The organism is Ruegeria sp. YTSA226 (assembly GCF_059609905.1).
The window spans coordinates 59,646-76,217 of the sequence record NZ_JBXWMQ010000009.1 but is presented as its reverse complement, the minus strand read 5'-3'; the positions used below and the strand labels follow the sequence as shown (position 1 = coordinate 76,217).

The window sequence follows — 16,572 nt, the reverse complement described above, 5'->3', positions numbered from 1 at the left end:
AGGGGGGCGCAGGCGTGACCTATATTCTTGCCATTGATCAGGGCACCACATCATCACGGGCCATTCTGTTCGACGCGGACATGCAACGGGCAGGCACCGCGCAGCATGAATTCACGCAGCATTTCCCACAAGAAGGCTGGGTCGAACACGATCCCGAGGAAATCTGGGACAGCGTCCTACGTGTCTGCCGCGAGGTGATGCAGAGCGTTGGCGCAACCCCCGATCAGATTGCCGGTATCGGCATCACCAACCAGCGTGAAACAACCGTGGTCTGGGATAAACAGACCGGCGAGCCTATCCACAACGCAATCGTCTGGCAGGATCGACGCACCGCCGATATCTGCGCCCGCTACAAGCAGGCCGGTTGCGAGGATGACGTGACCCAGCAGACCGGGCTGTTGCTGGACCCGTATTTTTCGGGCACCAAAGTCAAATGGCTACTGGATAATGTCCCCGGCGCCCGCGACCGCGCCGAGGCAGGCGATCTACTGTTCGGCACCATCGACAGTTTCCTGATCTGGCGCCTGACCGAAGGCTGCAACCACGTGACAGACGCCACCAACGCTGCCCGCACACTGCTGTTCGACATCCACAAAGGCTGTTGGAGCACCGAGATCTGCGATCTGTTGGATGTGCCCATGTCCATGCTGCCCGAGGTACAGGATTGCGCCTCGGATTTCGGAAAAACGACTCTGATTGGGGGAAATATCCCGATTCTGGGTGTTGCGGGCGATCAGCAGGCCGCGACCATCGGGCAGGCCTGTTTTCAGCCCGGCATGATGAAATCAACCTATGGGACGGGGTGTTTTGCGCTGTTGAATACCGGGCCACAGCCGGTCGCGTCGAAGAACCGCCTGCTGACGACGATTGCCTATCAGTTGGACGGGCAAAAAACCTATGCGCTTGAGGGTTCGATTTTTGTCGCAGGGGCCGCGGTGCAATGGCTGCGCGATGCGCTGCAGATCATCGAAACCGCCCCGGAAAGCGGCGAGCTGGCGCAGCAGGCCGACCCCAACCAGCATGTTGTGCTGGTGCCCGCATTTACCGGATTGGGCGCGCCCTATTGGAAACCAGATTGTCGGGGCGCGGTCTTTGGCCTGACCCGCAATTCCGGGCGGGCAGAATTTGCCAAGGCAACACTGGAAAGCATCGCCTATCAGACTCGTGACCTTTGGCATGCCATGCAGGGCGACTGGGGTGCAGATACCGATGTCATCTTACGCGTCGACGGCGGTGCCAGCGCATCTGATTGGGCGATGCAAGGCCTGTCGGATTACCTCGGCGCCGAGGTCGACCGACCCGTGATGCAGGAAACCACTGCTCTGGGCGCGGCCTGGCTGGCGGGTATGCGCGCGGGCATCTACCCTGATCAACAACAATTCGCAGAAACCTGGGCGCTGGATCGCCGGTTTGAACCCAAACTATCCGCAAATGACCGCGATGCCGCCTATGCACGCTGGCAACGCGCTGTTCAGGCGGCCATGGCGTTCTGATCGCTGCCGCATTTGGGCTCTGCTTTGTTCAAAGTTGGGTTCTTATGGGGCCACCTGTGCGAACGGTGAATTTCTACGGCAAGTCAGTGCTGCGAGTTAGGCTGATGGTCAATGTCGGTAGAGCGGACGAAGCAGCCGTCGGTCTTGCCGGGATGAGTGTCTGGTTCGGCGAACAACTCAGTTTTTTTTCACCGTCCTCGACTTCTTGCAATTTTCTAAAAGCGGTTGGCGTCATGCCGTTTGCGCGGCGGAAGGCTCGGGCGAAATTGGCGGCGTCCGTGAACCCGAGAACGGTCGCGATATCGGAAATCGACCTACTGGTCGTGACTAGAACCTCTCTTGCGTATTGCTGCCTCACGAAGCTTATCTCGTTGGTAATATTGGTCCCGTTCTCAGCTAGTCGTCGTTTCAGCTTGTGCTGGCTCATCGATGCGAGAGCCGCACATTTTGAAGCGCTCAGGTCAATCTGTTCGATGTGTGCCCGGAGCATTTGCCTAAAGGATTGAACAAACCCGTCGGCAGCCGAGCTGGATATCTCCTCCGTGGCTAAACTGGACGACACAGGATTCAGTTTTAGGGACAACCAAGACGACGGAAAGTGGATGCAGAACCCCATTCTGTTCCCCCTCATAGGATGCATCAGGTCGAATTCCGATGGCAAAACCTTGGGGTCGCTTACAGTAACTGTTACTTTCGATGGGTCCAACCGATTGCGCAAAGCCCGCCGGAGAACGGCCAGGCCGAGCGCCACCATGAATGCATCGTTCTGAGCGGGCAGGATTTGGGGTGCAAAAGAGCGCGTTTCACCAAAAACTGCCGTTTGGCCGACTATATTGAGATGTTCTGTGACAGAGCTGGCAATTTCGTTGGACCGCGCAATAAAGATCGACAGGAAGTCTCCCACCGTTGACGCGCGCGCCTCAGCGTCCTCAAGTATCGCCCAACCCTGAACATCGAGTTTGCTTCCAACGCGGGCCCCAAAAAAGGGATCTTCGGCAGACTTGGCGGCGTTCTCGACAAACTGGTGGATGACCATGACGTGAACTGAGAGGTCGGCCTCAAAGATTGCACCCTCAGTTAACCCGACGCTCTCAAACACTGGTTCCGGGTCAATACCGCGTTCGTGGAGTTCCGTGGCGAAGGGGCGCAAAACACTCAGCTTTACGAGTGGTAAGGTGTGATTCATCGATTCAGTATTCGCTTTGATGTTCAGTTTCATCCTAGCGTCTCAGAACAACCAAGAGGGAATAAACTGCTCTAAATAGTCCTTATGGGGCAAAAAACTGCCACCACCGCGCCCCGAAGACAGGCAATGGGTCCGTCAATTCTTATACTGTTTCTCAGTTCAAACGCTCCGAGCACAGGGGCTGATCCAATGGGAGATCGATATGAAGAGCATACTACAATCTGTTGCAGGTGTTTTGCTCGCGACAGCAACGGCTACGTCGGCGCTCGCTCAGGAAGAGGCTTCACCGGCACTGGTTCTATTCACGAACTGTGCGGTGTTTGATGGTCTCACGGAAACCTTGATTGAAGGGCAAAATGTTCTGGTTGAGGGCAATCTGATTTCGGCTGTCGGCGATACGTCACTTGAGGCAGAAGGGGCAAACCAGATTGACTGCGATGGACGCACTTTGATGCCTGGGCTGATCGATGCGCACTCGCATCTTTACCTGAACATTAGTGGCGGCCTTGGTGCCGTGGAGGCTGCAACCTGGGACGAAATTGCAGCGCGTGCGGCGCACATGGCCAATGAATACCTGTATAGCGGGTTTACCAGCGTACGCGAAATGGGCGGCGGAGGGTCGGGTGTAAAGAAGACGGTCGATGCGGGTCTGATCGATGGCCCGCGCATTTACCCAGCCGGTGCCTTTCTCTCACAAACGTCAGGCCACGGCGACTTTCGGACCGCATCAATGCGCAACCCGAATTTGCCTCCCTATGCCAATGACAGCAATGCGCAACGTCTCGGAATCACGTATGTGGCAGACGGTGTAGATGGTGTCATGGCGGCTGTTCGTCAGAACCTGTCTCAAGGGGCCACCCAGATCAAAATGATGGCGGGAGGTGGCGTCGCTTCGATTCTTGATCCACTTCACACACTTCAATACCAACCCGAAGAACTTGAAGCGGCGGTACGCGCTGCAGCCGATTGGGATACCTATGTCGGCGTTCACGTCTTCTCTGACGAGGGAATTACGCGTGCCATTGAGGCGGGTGTAAAAAGCATCGAGCATGGCTTTTTCGCCAGCCGGGAAACACTTCAGCTGATGAAGGACAATGATATCTTCCTTGTCTCTCAGATGACTGGAATATCCCCTTATATCGAACAGAACCCAGGCCTTCAAACCAAGGAAAACCAAGCGAAACTCGCTTTGGCAACTGAATTTTCCAAGGATTTTGTTGAAAACGTCAAGGAAATCCGACCAAAAATGGCGTTCCAGTCTGACATCGTTTTTGCCCCTGCAGAACAATTCCGGACACAAATGGATCACGAAAAGTGGTTCCACGCTGAACTCTTCGGCAACCATGCGATGCTTGTAGCGGCAACCTCTTCGGCAGGGGAGCTTCTGGCATACTCGGGGAAAGCCAATCCTTACCTCGAAGGTCCTCTCGGTCTGATTGCGGAAGGCGCTTATGCCGACGTTCTAATTGTCGATGGAAACCCGCTTGAAGACATCAGTGTCATCGGCGGCAACGAGAAATGGTACGACGCCGAACCGCGTCCTCGTGACATCCCGACGATGCGACTGATCATGAAAGATGGCGTGATCTATAAAAATACTCTGAACTGATTAATAAGCGTGGCGGCTTCAAGACGGTCGCCACGCGTTTCCGGCATCTCATACCTGAAGTAGCTGTCTAGATCGCATTTTGTACAACAAACACTCCCAATGAAAGCGTGCTGGGCTCATTCCCTGAAGCGTGAAGAAACCGATAACTAAAAGCAGCCATTAATGAGTGGTGCAGAAAGTGTCACTTTGGGCTCTAACCGGACATCTGCTGTATCTGTGACACAGCCCCGGTAGCCTGATTGAGAACGCGAGGATCAAATCTATCTGACAACCGATAATCGAGCGCCTTTAGCTGTGATCTTTCAGTAAGCGTTGCTTTTGCCGTGACCAGTCGCGCTTGGCCTGGGTTTCGCGCTTGTCGTGGTTTTTCTTACCCTTGGCGATGCCGATCTTAATCTTGGCCAGGCCCTTGTGGTTGAAATACAGGACCAGCGGCACAAGCGTCATGCCTTTGCGTTGGGTCGCGTTCCACAGATTTGACAGCTCTTTGCGCGACACCAACAACTTACGGCGACGACGTTCTTCGTGTTTGAAGACCTTGGCCTGTTCGTAAGGGGCGACATAGCTGTTGACCAACCACAACTCTCCGTCATCAACCGTGGCATAGCTTTCGGCGATGTTCGACCCGCCTGCCCGCAGGGATTTGACCTCGGACCCGTGCAGAATGATGCCGCACTCGATATCCTCTTCGATCGCGTAATCGAAGCGGGCGCGCCGGTTTTCGGCGATGACTTTGTAATTCGGGTCTGTCTTCTGCTTGGCCATGACGGGTTGATTTATGCCCCTTGGGCGGACCTTGCAAGCAGGTGCATCAGGATTTGGCCGAGATAATCAGATCGGGGCCGAAAATCGTGTCGGCGTGGTTGTGCAGATAGATTTTCAGCCAAGGCGTAAACCGGTCAGGATGGCGCTGCACCTCGGCCAGCAGATCGTGGTAGTCGATCCAGCGGATATCCATCACTTCCTCGGGGTTCGGCTCGATCTTCAGTGGTCCTCGAACATGGGCCAGGAATACGTCTACCACCTCATGCTCGATCAGCGAATTGCCGACATCGGCGTGATATTCCAAACGGTGACGATATTCGGGGTACAACCCGGTGATCCCCAGTTCCTCGCGCAGGCGGCGGACGGCACAGACCGAGGGCATTTCACCCCAGTCAGGATGGGTACAACAGGTATTCGCCCAAAGACCCGGCGTGTGGTATTTGCCCATCGCCCGGCGCTGCAGCAAAATCTCGGTGCCGCGCACAACAAAGACCGACACCGCTTTGTGCCGCAGACCCTTTTCATGGGCTTCAAGCTTTTCAACGGGGGTCAATTCACCATCAACCCAGGCCGGGATCATGATTCCCATTTGTCGTCTCCTGCTGCCGATCCGCCTGGGCGACCGGGAATTCCGGAATAGCTTTGGCCTGATAGGCTTGGCTGTGGTGCAAAGCGGGCAATGCACCACGCGATTCCAAACTGGCGTCTATTGATCCGGTTATCAACCGCACGAAAGGCCGCAGGGGCTGCGGCCTTTTCTGGTCTTACCGATTGCGTGGTTTCCCAGGTTATTCGCCCGAAACACTGACGATATAGGCGTAAACGTCCTCAGCGCCCTTTTTCAGCTTGAAGGTCATTTTGGACTTGGCCGAGGTCTGATCCAGATAGGATTGCAGGAAGGCTTTGGGGTCCTGGGCATATTCGACAAAAGTTGCCTCGTCCCAGACCAAGCCGTTTTCACCGGCTTCGACAATGCTGTCACCGTATTTGAACCCTTCGACCGTCCCAGCAGTACGGCCTGCAACCCCATAGAGGTTCGGGCCGGTTTTTCCGCCCTTTACGATCACCTCGCCATCGGGATCAGCAATCAGATGGCAGGATTTGCATTTGTTGAAGGCTTTCTTGCCAGCTTCGGTGTCACCTTCAGCATAGACTGGAAGGGCCAGTAGGCCGGCAATTGCGGTCGCGAGGATACGATTCATAACTTTTGCTCCGATACGAATTGGCTGCACAGAAAGGACCTCTGGCGCAGCAGAGAGTCAACGCGCAGATTGCCGCGCGATGGCACTGTGTCACAGCCGGGATCGGGTCGTCCTTAACTTAAGTCATGTACGTCTGCCCAACAGGGCAGAAGATCGCCTGCACTGGGTGACGCCAGATAAATCGCACGGGCGATCGCCCGCGACAGGCAAACCGAGGCTGCATGCGCGATCATAGGCAGCACGCTTGGGTCAACAGCTTGACCGGAAGTGCTGATGCCGAAAACCAGATCACCATCTTGTGAAGTATGCGCAGGCACAATCGCGCGAGCGATGCCATCATGAGCTGTCACCGCCAGGCGGTGGCACTGTGTCTTGGTTAACGCGGCATCAGTTGCGACAATTGCAATGGCCGTGTTGGCCCGGTCTGGGTCAACCTGCCCCATAGCTAGAGCTTTGCGGCTTTGCTGAATCTGTGCTTGACCCGATGAGAGGTCTGGCCCCAGGCCGCCAAATTCGTTGTCGATCTCGAATGGCGCCGCCCAGAAGTGGCGATCCCCAGGTGTCGTGACGCTGCCAACCGGATTGGCTGCCACAAGCGCGCCTACAGTGATGCCGTCGTCCAGAACCAACGATGCAGAACCCAGGCCACCTTTTTGCATAGCCGCCAATGCGCCGGTTCCTGCCCCGACTGAACCGAGCGCAAAACGTTCTGCGGCAGCGTGGTAGGCTGCCTTTCCGAGAGCGCGGTATGGATTCTCGGACCAAGTTTTATCGCCGCCATTGAGTAAATCGAACAGAATTGCTCCCGGCACGATGGGCACAATCGCATTCCCGACAGCAAAGCCGCGCCCGTCGGCCCGCAAACCATCCGTAACCCCTGAGCAGGCGTCCAACCCGAAAGCCGAGCCACCAGACAGCGCGATCGCATCGATTTGATCAACGGTTTTGTCCGGTGCCAACAAATCAGTTTCACGCGTGCCCGGTGCGCCCCCCATTACATGGACAGAAGCAACAAAGGGTTTGTCTGCCGTCAGAACAGTTGTGCCCGATTTCAACGCCTCGTCCTGCGCGTTGCCGACCTTCAGCCCTGAGACATCGGTGATCAGGTTTTTGGATCCGGGAGTCATCGAAACCTCTGACGTTGGGCAGGGAAGCGCGCCTCGGCGCGCTGCCTCTGGCGGAGATATTTTTTTGGGCCAAATGAAGTCCGGATCAAATGCATCGGCCCCCGTCCACTTCGAGCGCGGTGCCCGTAATCATACTGGCTTCATCCGAGCACAGAAAGCAGGCGGCGTTGGCCATGTCTTCGGGAGTCGAGAAGCGACCCAATGGGATGGTCGACAGGAATTTGGCGCGAATCTCGGGGGTTTCTTCGCCCATGAAGGATTTCAGCAGCGGAGTTTCCCCAGCCACAGGGCAGATCGCGTTGACACGCACGCCGGACGGAGCAAGTTCTACCGCCATGGTCTTGGTTGCGGTGATCATCCAACCCTTGGACGCGTTATACCAGTTCAGGTTGGGGCGTGGGGACAGCCCGGCGGTTGAGGCGACGTTCAGGATCGCCCCGGTTCCGCGTGCCTTCATCATCGGCACAAAGGCGCGGCCAGTCAGATAGACGGATTTCATGTTCACGTTGAAGACACGGTCGAAATCCTCTTCGGAGACGTCCTCCAGCGGGGTCGGCAGATGGGTCACTCCGGCATTGTTGACCAGGATGTCGAGCCCGCCAAAGGCGTCGTGGGCGGTGTCCGCCATTTCCTGAACCGATGCCGTGCTGGCCACATCAACCTGCTGCGCGATAGCCTGCGCGCCCAGCGTTTCTGCCATTTCGCGGGCCGCAGCGCCGTTGATATCCGCGATCATCACGCGCGCGCCCTCTGCAATGAACTTCTGCGCGATACCGGCCCCGAACCCGGACGCGCCGCCGGTTACGATTGCGGTTTTTCCCTCCAACCTCATGGCTTTGCCTCCTTGTCGCCTGTCAGGGCAGAGTAGCAAGGCGCAAAGAAGTTACCAGATCAATCTTCGTCGACCCTGCCGCGCAGAGATTTGACATCCGAACGGGCCTTTTTGGCGGCCAATCGACGTTTGACCGAGCCAAAGGTGGGCTTGGTGGCGATACGCCGTTTGGGTTTGACCAGCGCGCGGGTGATCAGTTCAGCCAATCGCACCCGCGCAATCTCGCGGTTGCGGGCCTGGCTACGCGTTTCCTCGCACTGGATGATGATCGCGCCCTCTTTGGTCCAGCGCCGCCCAGCCAACCGTTTCAGCCGCGCCTTGACCGGATCAGGCAGTGAGGGCGAGCGCGCCGCTTCGAACCGCAGCTCAACCGCGGTTGAAACCTTGTTCACGTTCTGCCCGCCAGGGCCGGAAGAGCGCACAAAGCTTTCGGTCATTTCCCAGTCTTGCAGGGTGATATCGTCATTGATCCGCAACATGGGGCGGACCTTACAAGTGCTGTGCGGAAACAAAAAGGGCCGCCCTAGCAGGACGGCCCTTCGAAAGTTCAGGAGGTTGGGTCGGTTAGATCAATCGACCAGCCGGAGCGAGCGCTCCGCCAAGGGCTGCCCTAACGGGCGATCCCCCCGGTTGTTCCAACACCTCTCTCCAATCTCTTTCTCGACACTGGATCACCTCCTTTTCTATCTGTTGCGGTTAACAAGGATGGTGACACAAGCTGTGCCATTCTCAAAGCGTTTTTTACACGGGCTGCGCGGTCAGGCGCGCAACGATCACCTTGAAGGGGATCAGCGCAATCAGTGCCAGCGACAACTTTACCAGCCAGTCCGCAAAGGCCAGCGTGACCCACAGGGGTGCCATCGGGCCAGACAGCATGAAGGGAACAGGCTCCCACGCCCAGCTGATCGCAGCGTCTGCATTGGCGCCAAAGATCGCGATCGAGGCGGAAAAGGCGATGGTGAAGAACAGCGCGGTGTCCAGTGCGGACCCAACCAGGGTTGAGACCAGCGGCGCGCGCCACCAGCGACCCCCGCGCATTGCATTGAACACGGTGACATCGGTCAGCTGGGCGATCAGGAAAGCAGTGCCAGAGGCAACAGCGATCCGCAGCGGCACAGCGGCATAGGTGAACCCGTCGCCCTGCAGCATGATCTGGCTGCCGATCAGCGAGCAAACGATGCCGGTGACGAACCCGGCAAACACGACCTTGCGGGCGGTTGCCACGCCATAGACGCGGTTCATGATATCGGTGACCAGAAAGGCCAGCGGATAGGTGAAAGCACCCCAGGTCAACAGCCCGTCAAGGATCAGGAACTGGACCAGAATGTTCGAAGCCACAACGATGGTGGCCATGGCAAGGATGCCGGGAATAAAAGCGCGTTGCATATTTTGATGCCCGTTTTGACAAGGTAGCGGCGACTTGGCCAAGGGACTGTCCCAAGGCAAGCCGTGCGTTTAGACCTTTGTTTCAAGCCTGTCAATCGGGCAGCAGATATTCCACCAGTTCCGTCCGCTGAATGGCCAGAAAATTGTCATCCGAAATCATCGTAACCCGCAACCTTCCCTGATCGTCACGCCAGACCGACAGGCCTTCGAGGTTGTCATGCGTCCCGCGCGCGGTTTGCAGCAAGATCTCTTCGGATTGCGGAGTGTCACCATTCAGTTCCCAACGCCTGAGCTGCGACCGAAAGCCTGTCAGGGACACCGATCGTTCCAGCACATAGAACCGCCCGTCGGGGCCGAAATCCGCGGCTACTGGCAGGAACTTGCCCCGTTGCGGCAGGACAAAAGGTGTCGACCACGACAGACCATCCCAACGATATACCGGTATGTCCCCCGATACGGTACGGCTCTTTTCGGTCAGGGTGTACAGCCGCCCAAGCCTGTCAATGGCCAGTGCCTCGAACGAGCCGTTATGGTCAAGAACCTCAAAGGCTTTGGGGCGTGGCAGAACCTGCGCCGGGCCGGTTGGATCGGAATAATAAGCCACCCGGTGCACACCCTCGAATGAGATATAGACCCCACCGTCAGGGGCGATTACCAGGCCTTCGGAATCGCCCGCGGTGCCCACCAGAACCTTGCCGGTGCTGGACAGGATGGGCCAGAGCCGCTGGATCTCGATGCCAGTAATCTCATCTTCGTTTCGATCAATACGAGCGTCCAACATCGTTGCACGATCACTCAGCGCGATCATGCGGGTGCCACCGTCAAAGATGTGAATTCCGGAATATCCGCCGAACCAATCCGCCTGATGTCGCCATGCAAAATTGTTCAGCAAAGCGGCAGGCTTTACCCCCTCCGCCCAGACCATACCTGTCAGCAGCAGCGCCGCGATCAGTTGGATTGCAAGACGTTTGTGCATTGCTTGGGCAGATCGGCCAGCCGGTATTCGCGTCGCTTCTTGGGTGCAGGCGCGTTTGGATCGGGCGGTGGCGGGTTGAGGATGTTGTTAACCCATTGCTGTGCTTCGGCGCAACCATCACCCTTGGGCGGCGGATCCTGATTCACGCAGCCGCTTGATCCTCTTGGACAGGCCAACCGCACGTGGAAATGATAGTGATGGCCCCACCACGGCCGGATTTTACGCAGGTAAGCGCGGTTTCCCTTTTCGTCATTGCACATCTGCACCTTGGCACCGGGAAAGACAAATATCCGAGCCACGCGCTTGTCTTTTGCGGCCTCACGCAGCACTGCGTGATGCTGTTTGGTCCAGCTGCCGTTGACGAAGGCACCGTTCGAGCGGCGCAGGGAAATCGAAGAGATATTCTCGCGCGCCTTGCGGGAAAGACGCATGTTGTCACCGGGCAGCATCCAGATATCGATGTCCAGACCCAGCTGATGGCTGCGGTGGCCCGATGTCATCGGCCCGCCGCGCGGCTGGCTGATATCGCCGATATAGAGACCATTCCATCCTGACTGCTTGGCGGCAAACCGGCTGAGGTCCTGCACATAGTCAATCGCCTGCGGATGGCCCCAGTTGCGGTTGCGTGACAGACGCATGGCCTGCCATGTGGGTCCGGTTTCGGGCAGTTGCACCGCCCCCGCCGCACAGCCGCGCGAATAACTGCCGAAAGCGGCCGGTTTTTGTTGTGAACTTTGCTTTTGGCCTCCGAATAACTGCTTGGCCAGCGGCTCGGAACCTGCGGTACCGGCGAATGTGATTGCGGCAATGACCGCGAAAAAACGTAATAAAATCATCTGCTCTGATCCCCTTCCGGTTTGACCCAGCGCATTAGGAACAGTCCCAGAATAAACAACAGAACTATGGGTGACACCCCCAGTCGCGCACTACCGGTCAGGGTTGTGGCAATCCCGATCAACAACGGGGCCGCAAATGCGGTGGCGCGGCCGGACAAGCCATACAGGCCAAAGCTCTCGACCGGGGCGACGGGATCGGTGTGGCGCACCATCAGAGAACGGCTGGCCGATTGTAGGATACCCCCCATGCCGCCGATCAGAACACCACAACCAAAGAACACCAGATCCGGCAGGCCCGACCCTTCGGGCAGGGCGATGCCGTAGATCTGGGTCCGGTCCATCATCACGACGGTGATACAGACAAAGATCAGTACCCAGATCGCAACCAGAATGACAGGTTTGGGGCCGTATTTCTTGTCCAGCTTGCCGCCAAGCCAGGCAAAGGCTGCCGCAGCCAGAACGCTGACAATCCCGAATACGCCGATCTTGATCAGATCCCATTCCAGCACCAGCCGCGCATAAACGCCGCCAAATGTATACAGCCCGTTCAACGCGTCACGATAGAACATGGACGAGCCCAGATAGCTGGCGAGGCTAACGCGATTGCGCAGGTTAGAGACTGATTTGACCAGCAGCTGCAGCGCCTCTTTGACGCTGCCTTTCTTTTCGACATCTGTTTCGTCGCGCACCCACAGGAAATAGGGGATCATGAACAGAATGAACCACACGGCGGTGAACGGCCCGACAAATCGCGTGCCTTCGCGTGCTGCGGCGTCCAGACCAAAAACAGGGTCCATGCCGATCAGGGTCTTGCCATTACCCTGCTCAACAAACAGGGCCAGCATGATTGCAAGCGAGATAAGCCCGCCGAAATAGCCAAAGGCAAAACCCGAACCCGATATCTCGCCCACCTCACTGTCATCACCCAGATCGGGCAGCTGAGAATTGGCGAAGATCAGCGCGTATTCCGCCCCGACAAAACCCAGGCCAAAGGCCGACAGCATCAGCCACATGTTTGACCCGTCCGGCAACGTGTACCACAGCGCAGCAGAGCCCACCGCGTACATGATGGAAAAGCCGAATATCCATGGTATACGACGGCCCGAAACATCCGCCATCGCCCCCATCAGCGGGGCACCGAAGGCGATGATCAGCCCCACGATGGTCATGCAGTTCGCCCACACCGTCTGCGCCCGTGCGTCTGCGGCATCGGAACCCAGCCCGGCGTTCAGATAATACTCGGCGGCTACTCCGGCAAAATAGGGCCCAAAAACAAAGGTCACCAACAGCGTGTGATAGGGCTGACTTGCCCAGTCGAAGAACCACCAGCCCCAGATGCGTTTGCGCTTGGAAATCTCTGCCATACCTGCCCCGTTTTTTATTGTTGGCATCATAAGACGGGGCTTTGGCTCAATTCGCAAGCGTTCTGTTGGCGCGGACTTGCTCTTTTGTGCAGGGGCGCTTAGGTCTCAGCAGATGTGAAATCCGGAGGCCCCATGCTGTCGTTGATCCAAATTCTGCTGCTGATTCTGGACATTGTCTGGTTCATCATTCTGGCCCATGTCATCATGAGCTGGCTGATCAATTTCCAGGTGCTGAACCTGCATCAACAGTTGGTTGCGCAGATCTGGTACGGGCTGAACCGCCTGTTAGAGCCGATTTACGGCCCGATCCGACGCGTTCTGCCTGCAATGGGCGGGCTTGACCTGACGCCCCTGGTGGTTCTGATCGGCGTCTATGCGCTGCGTATTATCCTGATCAACAATATGGTCTATTTTGTCTGACCTCTTGTTCAGTGAATCTTAGTATGTGATTGTCCTGTCTTAAGAGCAGATAAACCTTAAAACAGGGCACCCCCGCACATGTTCGACGCCGCGCCTTTGCTGCGAGATGTCTTTGGATTCGACGACTTCCGCCCCGGTCAGGAAGAGATCGTCGATGCCGTCACGCTGGGCGAAAACGTGCTGGCCATCATGCCCACGGGTGGCGGTAAATCCCTGTGTTTCCAGCTGCCTGCGCTGATGCGTGAAGGGGTCACGGTGGTGATCTCTCCGCTGATTGCCCTGATGCGTGATCAGGTGCGCGGCTTGCAGGAAGCAGGCGTCGAGGCCGGCGCGCTGACCTCCGGCAATACCCCCGAAGAAACCGATGCCGTGTGGGAGGCGTTGGAGGCCGGACGGCTCAAGCTGCTGTACATGGCTCCCGAACGTCTGGCCGCCGGATCGGCGCTGGGCATGTTGCGGCGGATCAATGTCAGCTTGATTGCGGTGGACGAGGCGCATTGCGTCAGCCAATGGGGCCATGATTTCCGCCCCGATTACCTTCGGATCGGAGAGCTGCGACGTGCGCTGAACGTGCCCCTGGCCGCCTTCACCGCCACGGCGGATGCGGAAACCCAGGACGAGATTGTCGAAAAGCTGTTTGACGGCGCGGCCCCGCGCAAATTTCTGCGCGGGTTCGACCGGCCTAACATCCACCTGGCCTTTGCCGCCAAGGATGGGCCCCGCAAACAGATCCTGGATTTTGCCGCCGCGCGCAAAACCCAATCCGGCATTGTCTATTGCGGCACCCGTAACAAGACCGAGGTTCTGGCACAGGCCCTGCGTGCCGAAGGCCACACCGCCTGTCACTATCACGGCGGCATGGATCCCGAGGATCGCCGCATCGTCGAGACCCGCTTTGCGCGCGAGGATGGTCTGATCGTGGTGGCCACGGTTGCCTTTGGCATGGGCATAGACAAGCCCGATATCCGCTGGGTCGCCCATGCGGACCTGCCCAAATCCATCGAAGCTTATTATCAGGAAATCGGCCGCGCCGGGCGTGATGGCGCCCCGGCAGAAACCCTGACCCTGTTTGGGGCAGATGACATTCGCCTGCGCCGGTCACAGATAGACGAGGGGCTTGCTCCGTCTGACCGGCGGATGGCCGATCACGCCCGTTTGAACGCCCTGCTTGGCTTGGCCGAGGCGCTGGCCTGCCGCCGTCAGACTTTGCTGGGTTATTTCGGTGAACAGACCGAACCCTGTGGCAAATGCGATCTGTGTGACAGCCCGCCGGAAGTGTTCGATGGCACCACCCCGGTTCGTATGGCCCTGTCCGCGATCCTGCGCACCGAGGAATGGTTCGGCGCAGGCCATCTGATCGACATCCTGTTGGGCAATGAAACCGACAAGATCCGCGCCCGCCGACATGACAATCTGTCGACCTATGGCATTGGCAAGGACTGGTCCCGCCCGCAATGGCAGGCGATCTTCCGGCAGATGATGGGCCATGATCTGGTCCGTCCTGATCCCGACCGCCACGGTGCGCTGCGCATGACTGAGGCCGCCAAGCCGATCCTGAAAGGCGAGGCGCAGATCAACCTGCGTAAGGACACGATCCGCAAAGCAACCCGTCGGCCTGCGGTCAAAGAGATGGTATCCGAAGAAGACGCACCGCTGCTGAGCGCACTCAAGGCGAAACGCCGTGCGCTGGCCGAATCCGCGCGGGTCCCGGCCTATGTTATTTTTCCCGATCGCACGCTGATCGAAATGGCGGAAACCCGCCCTGCAACGCTGGATGATATGGCCCGGATCAGCGGGATCGGTGCTAAAAAGTTGGAACGATACGGGGCCACGTTTCTGGAGGTTCTGACCGGCGCGGTCGAAGAACTGCACCCGGCCCGCCGCAAACTGGCCGGGCGCGATCAGGGTGAGATTTACGACCGCCTGCTCGAAGTTCAGTCGCAACTGTCGCGCGGCCCTGATGGAATCGACAAGCCGCTGACCTGTACCGCCTCGCAACTGGCAAAGGTGGCGCAGTTGCGATCAGACGACCCGCGCGCCATCGAACAGGTTCTGGGTGACCGCCGTCACGAAAGGTTTGGAGCCGCCTTTCTGGACGTGCTGCGTATGGCAAGCTAGATACCCACCAACAGGCAAGAAACGAGGGCGACTATGCTGGTAGTGATTTCCCCGGCCAAACGGCTGGATTGGGCAGAACGGAATGTTGAGGTCACGCAACCCGACTTTCAGGATGACGCGATCCGCCTGTCGAAAACCGCCCGCAATCTGACGCTGGGCGACCTGAAAAAGCTGATGGATCTGAGCGATGATCTGGCCCGCCTGAACCGCGACCGTTATCGCGCCTTTTCCGACGCCCCCGATGCTGTGGCGACACGCCCGGCCGCACTGGCCTTTGCCGGAGACACCTATCAGGGGCTCGAAGCGACTTCGCTGGATGTGGAAGAGATGGCCTGGGCCCAGGATCACCTGCGCATCCTGTCCGGACTGTATGGCATATTGCGTCCGCTGGACGCCATTCAGCCCTATCGGCTTGAGATGGGCAGTAGGCTGAAGACCCGGCGCGGCAAGAACCTGTACGATTATTGGCGCGACCAACTAAGCAAGGCGCTGAACGCTCAGGCAGCCGGTACCGGTAGCGATGTGCTGTTGAATTGCGCCAGTCAGGAATATTTCGGTGCAGTAGACCCCAAAGCGCTGAAATTACGGGTCATCACGCCGGTCTTCATGGAAGACAAGGGCGGCACGCCAAAGATCGTCAGCTTCTTTGCCAAAAAGGCACGCGGGGCGATGGCCCGCTATGTCATTCAACACCGTCTGTCCGAACCCGCCAGCCTGACAGAGTTCGACTCGGGCGGCTATGAATACCGACCCGACCTGTCAGAGAACGACAAGCCGGTCTTTATCCGGCCCTATCAGGCCTCAGCCAGCATCGACGGGTCGTAAGAGACCAGTTCAACTGTGTTGCCTTCCGGGTCTTCGGTGAAAATTCCGCGCCAACCAACCCATCCGAACTGCTCGACGCGATAGGGTTGGCCGATCTTGTCATACCAACTTATGACCGCCGCCTGCTCGTCGAAGGGCAGCGACAATGCGATATGATGCAGCGACGATCCCGCTCCTGTTACGGGACCTTCTGCACCGGCCCGATGTTGCCCCGGTCGTGGCGCGGTGCTGTGGTGAAACAGGGCCAGAACTTGCGTATGGCCGCCAAACCCCTCGGCTATCCGGAAGAAGGTTATAGCGCTGTCATGGTCACCGCTCAGACGCTGCAGGCCGATCACCTGTTCATAGAACTGCACCATAGCGGCCATATCTGCGCAGCGAATGGCAATCTCGCCCAGCGCGCGGGGGTGAAATCCACGGTCATCAGTCATGT

General features: G+C 57.9%; 17 protein-coding genes. 5 read left to right on the top strand and 12 right to left on the bottom strand.

Annotation, left to right across the window (positions count from 1 at the left end; all coding sequences use genetic code 11):
• Positions 1–14 precede the first annotated feature (14 nt).
• The gene (glpK, locus tag AC2FFF_RS13050; RefSeq protein WP_142638598.1) at positions 15–1,493 is read left to right on the top strand and encodes a glycerol kinase GlpK; all 1,479 of its coding nucleotides are present in this window, start codon (positions 15–17) and stop codon (positions 1,491–1,493) included.
• Positions 1,494–1,566: 73 nt separating this feature from the next.
• Here the strand turns inward: glpK and AC2FFF_RS13045 are convergent, their stop codons facing one another.
• Positions 1,567–2,712, bottom strand: coding sequence for an AraC family transcriptional regulator (locus tag AC2FFF_RS13045; RefSeq protein ID WP_281973315.1), 1,146 nt, complete (start codon positions 2,710–2,712; stop codon positions 1,567–1,569).
• 202 nt (positions 2,713–2,914) lie between these two features.
• Between AC2FFF_RS13045 and AC2FFF_RS13040 the strand changes: the two genes are divergently transcribed.
• Positions 2,915–4,288, top strand: coding sequence for a metal-dependent hydrolase family protein (locus AC2FFF_RS13040; RefSeq protein ID WP_496882966.1), 1,374 nt, complete (start codon positions 2,915–2,917; stop codon positions 4,286–4,288).
• Between the two features lie 288 nt (positions 4,289–4,576).
• On the opposite strand, the gene smpB is transcribed toward AC2FFF_RS13040, so the two are convergent.
• From smpB to AC2FFF_RS12990, 10 genes are all read right to left on the bottom strand, one after another.
• Positions 4,577–5,053, bottom strand: coding sequence for an SsrA-binding protein SmpB (gene smpB, locus AC2FFF_RS13035; protein WP_271951849.1), 477 nt, complete (start codon positions 5,051–5,053; stop codon positions 4,577–4,579).
• Positions 5,054–5,099: 46 nt separating this feature from the next.
• On the bottom strand, positions 5,100–5,642 hold the full coding sequence (gene idi / locus AC2FFF_RS13030; RefSeq protein WP_281973317.1) for an isopentenyl-diphosphate Delta-isomerase: 543 nt from the start codon (positions 5,640–5,642) through the stop codon (positions 5,100–5,102).
• 199 nt (positions 5,643–5,841) lie between these two features.
• Positions 5,842–6,255 carry a c-type cytochrome gene (locus AC2FFF_RS13025; RefSeq protein WP_142638581.1) on the bottom strand — a complete coding sequence of 138 codons (414 nt, stop codon included), beginning with the start codon at positions 6,253–6,255 and terminating at the stop codon, positions 5,842–5,844.
• Between the two features lie 113 nt (positions 6,256–6,368).
• The gene (locus AC2FFF_RS13020; protein WP_281973318.1) at positions 6,369–7,382 is read right to left on the bottom strand and encodes a P1 family peptidase; all 1,014 of its coding nucleotides are present in this window, start codon (positions 7,380–7,382) and stop codon (positions 6,369–6,371) included.
• Between the two features lie 85 nt (positions 7,383–7,467).
• Positions 7,468–8,214 (bottom strand): SDR family oxidoreductase, encoded by a 747-nt coding sequence (locus AC2FFF_RS13015; protein ID WP_281973319.1) that lies wholly within the window; start codon positions 8,212–8,214, stop codon positions 7,468–7,470.
• A gap of 59 nt (positions 8,215–8,273) precedes the next feature.
• Positions 8,274–8,693, bottom strand: a complete 420-nt coding sequence (gene arfB, locus AC2FFF_RS13010; protein ID WP_281973320.1) for an alternative ribosome rescue aminoacyl-tRNA hydrolase ArfB — start codon at positions 8,691–8,693, stop codon at positions 8,274–8,276.
• Positions 8,694–8,955: 262 nt separating this feature from the next.
• On the bottom strand, positions 8,956–9,600 hold the full coding sequence (locus tag AC2FFF_RS13005) for a queuosine precursor transporter (protein WP_281973321.1): 645 nt from the start codon (positions 9,598–9,600) through the stop codon (positions 8,956–8,958).
• A 91-nt stretch (positions 9,601–9,691) separates the two neighbouring features.
• Positions 9,692–10,576 (bottom strand): esterase-like activity of phytase family protein, encoded by an 885-nt coding sequence (locus tag AC2FFF_RS13000; protein WP_281973322.1) that lies wholly within the window; start codon positions 10,574–10,576, stop codon positions 9,692–9,694.
• A complete protein-coding gene (gene mepA, locus AC2FFF_RS12995) occupies positions 10,549–11,412 on the bottom strand; it encodes a penicillin-insensitive murein endopeptidase (RefSeq protein WP_142638569.1) in 864 nt (287 codons plus the stop codon). Before mepA ends, AC2FFF_RS13000 begins: the two co-directional genes overlap by 28 nt.
• On the bottom strand, positions 11,409–12,776 hold the full coding sequence (locus AC2FFF_RS12990; protein WP_281973366.1) for an MFS transporter: 1,368 nt from the start codon (positions 12,774–12,776) through the stop codon (positions 11,409–11,411). Before AC2FFF_RS12990 ends, mepA begins: the two co-directional genes overlap by 4 nt.
• 132 nt (positions 12,777–12,908) lie before the next feature.
• Here AC2FFF_RS12990 and AC2FFF_RS12985 point away from each other — a divergent pair, with 132 nt between their 5' ends.
• The 3 genes from AC2FFF_RS12985 (at position 12,909) to yaaA (ending at position 16,139) form a co-directional block, all read left to right on the top strand.
• On the top strand, positions 12,909–13,196 hold the full coding sequence (locus AC2FFF_RS12985) for a YggT family protein (RefSeq protein ID WP_271951835.1): 288 nt from the start codon (positions 12,909–12,911) through the stop codon (positions 13,194–13,196).
• Between the two features lie 78 nt (positions 13,197–13,274).
• Positions 13,275–15,314 carry a DNA helicase RecQ gene (gene recQ, locus AC2FFF_RS12980; RefSeq protein WP_281973323.1) on the top strand — a complete coding sequence of 680 codons (2,040 nt, stop codon included), beginning with the start codon at positions 13,275–13,277 and terminating at the stop codon, positions 15,312–15,314.
• Between the two features lie 33 nt (positions 15,315–15,347).
• On the top strand, positions 15,348–16,139 hold the full coding sequence (gene yaaA, locus AC2FFF_RS12975; protein ID WP_142638565.1) for a peroxide stress protein YaaA: 792 nt from the start codon (positions 15,348–15,350) through the stop codon (positions 16,137–16,139).
• On the opposite strand, the gene AC2FFF_RS12970 is transcribed toward yaaA, so the two are convergent.
• Positions 16,109–16,570 (bottom strand): VOC family protein, encoded by a 462-nt coding sequence (locus AC2FFF_RS12970; RefSeq protein ID WP_281973324.1) that lies wholly within the window; start codon positions 16,568–16,570, stop codon positions 16,109–16,111. The genes yaaA and AC2FFF_RS12970 overlap by 31 nt on opposite strands.
• Positions 16,571–16,572: the final 2 nt, after the last annotated feature.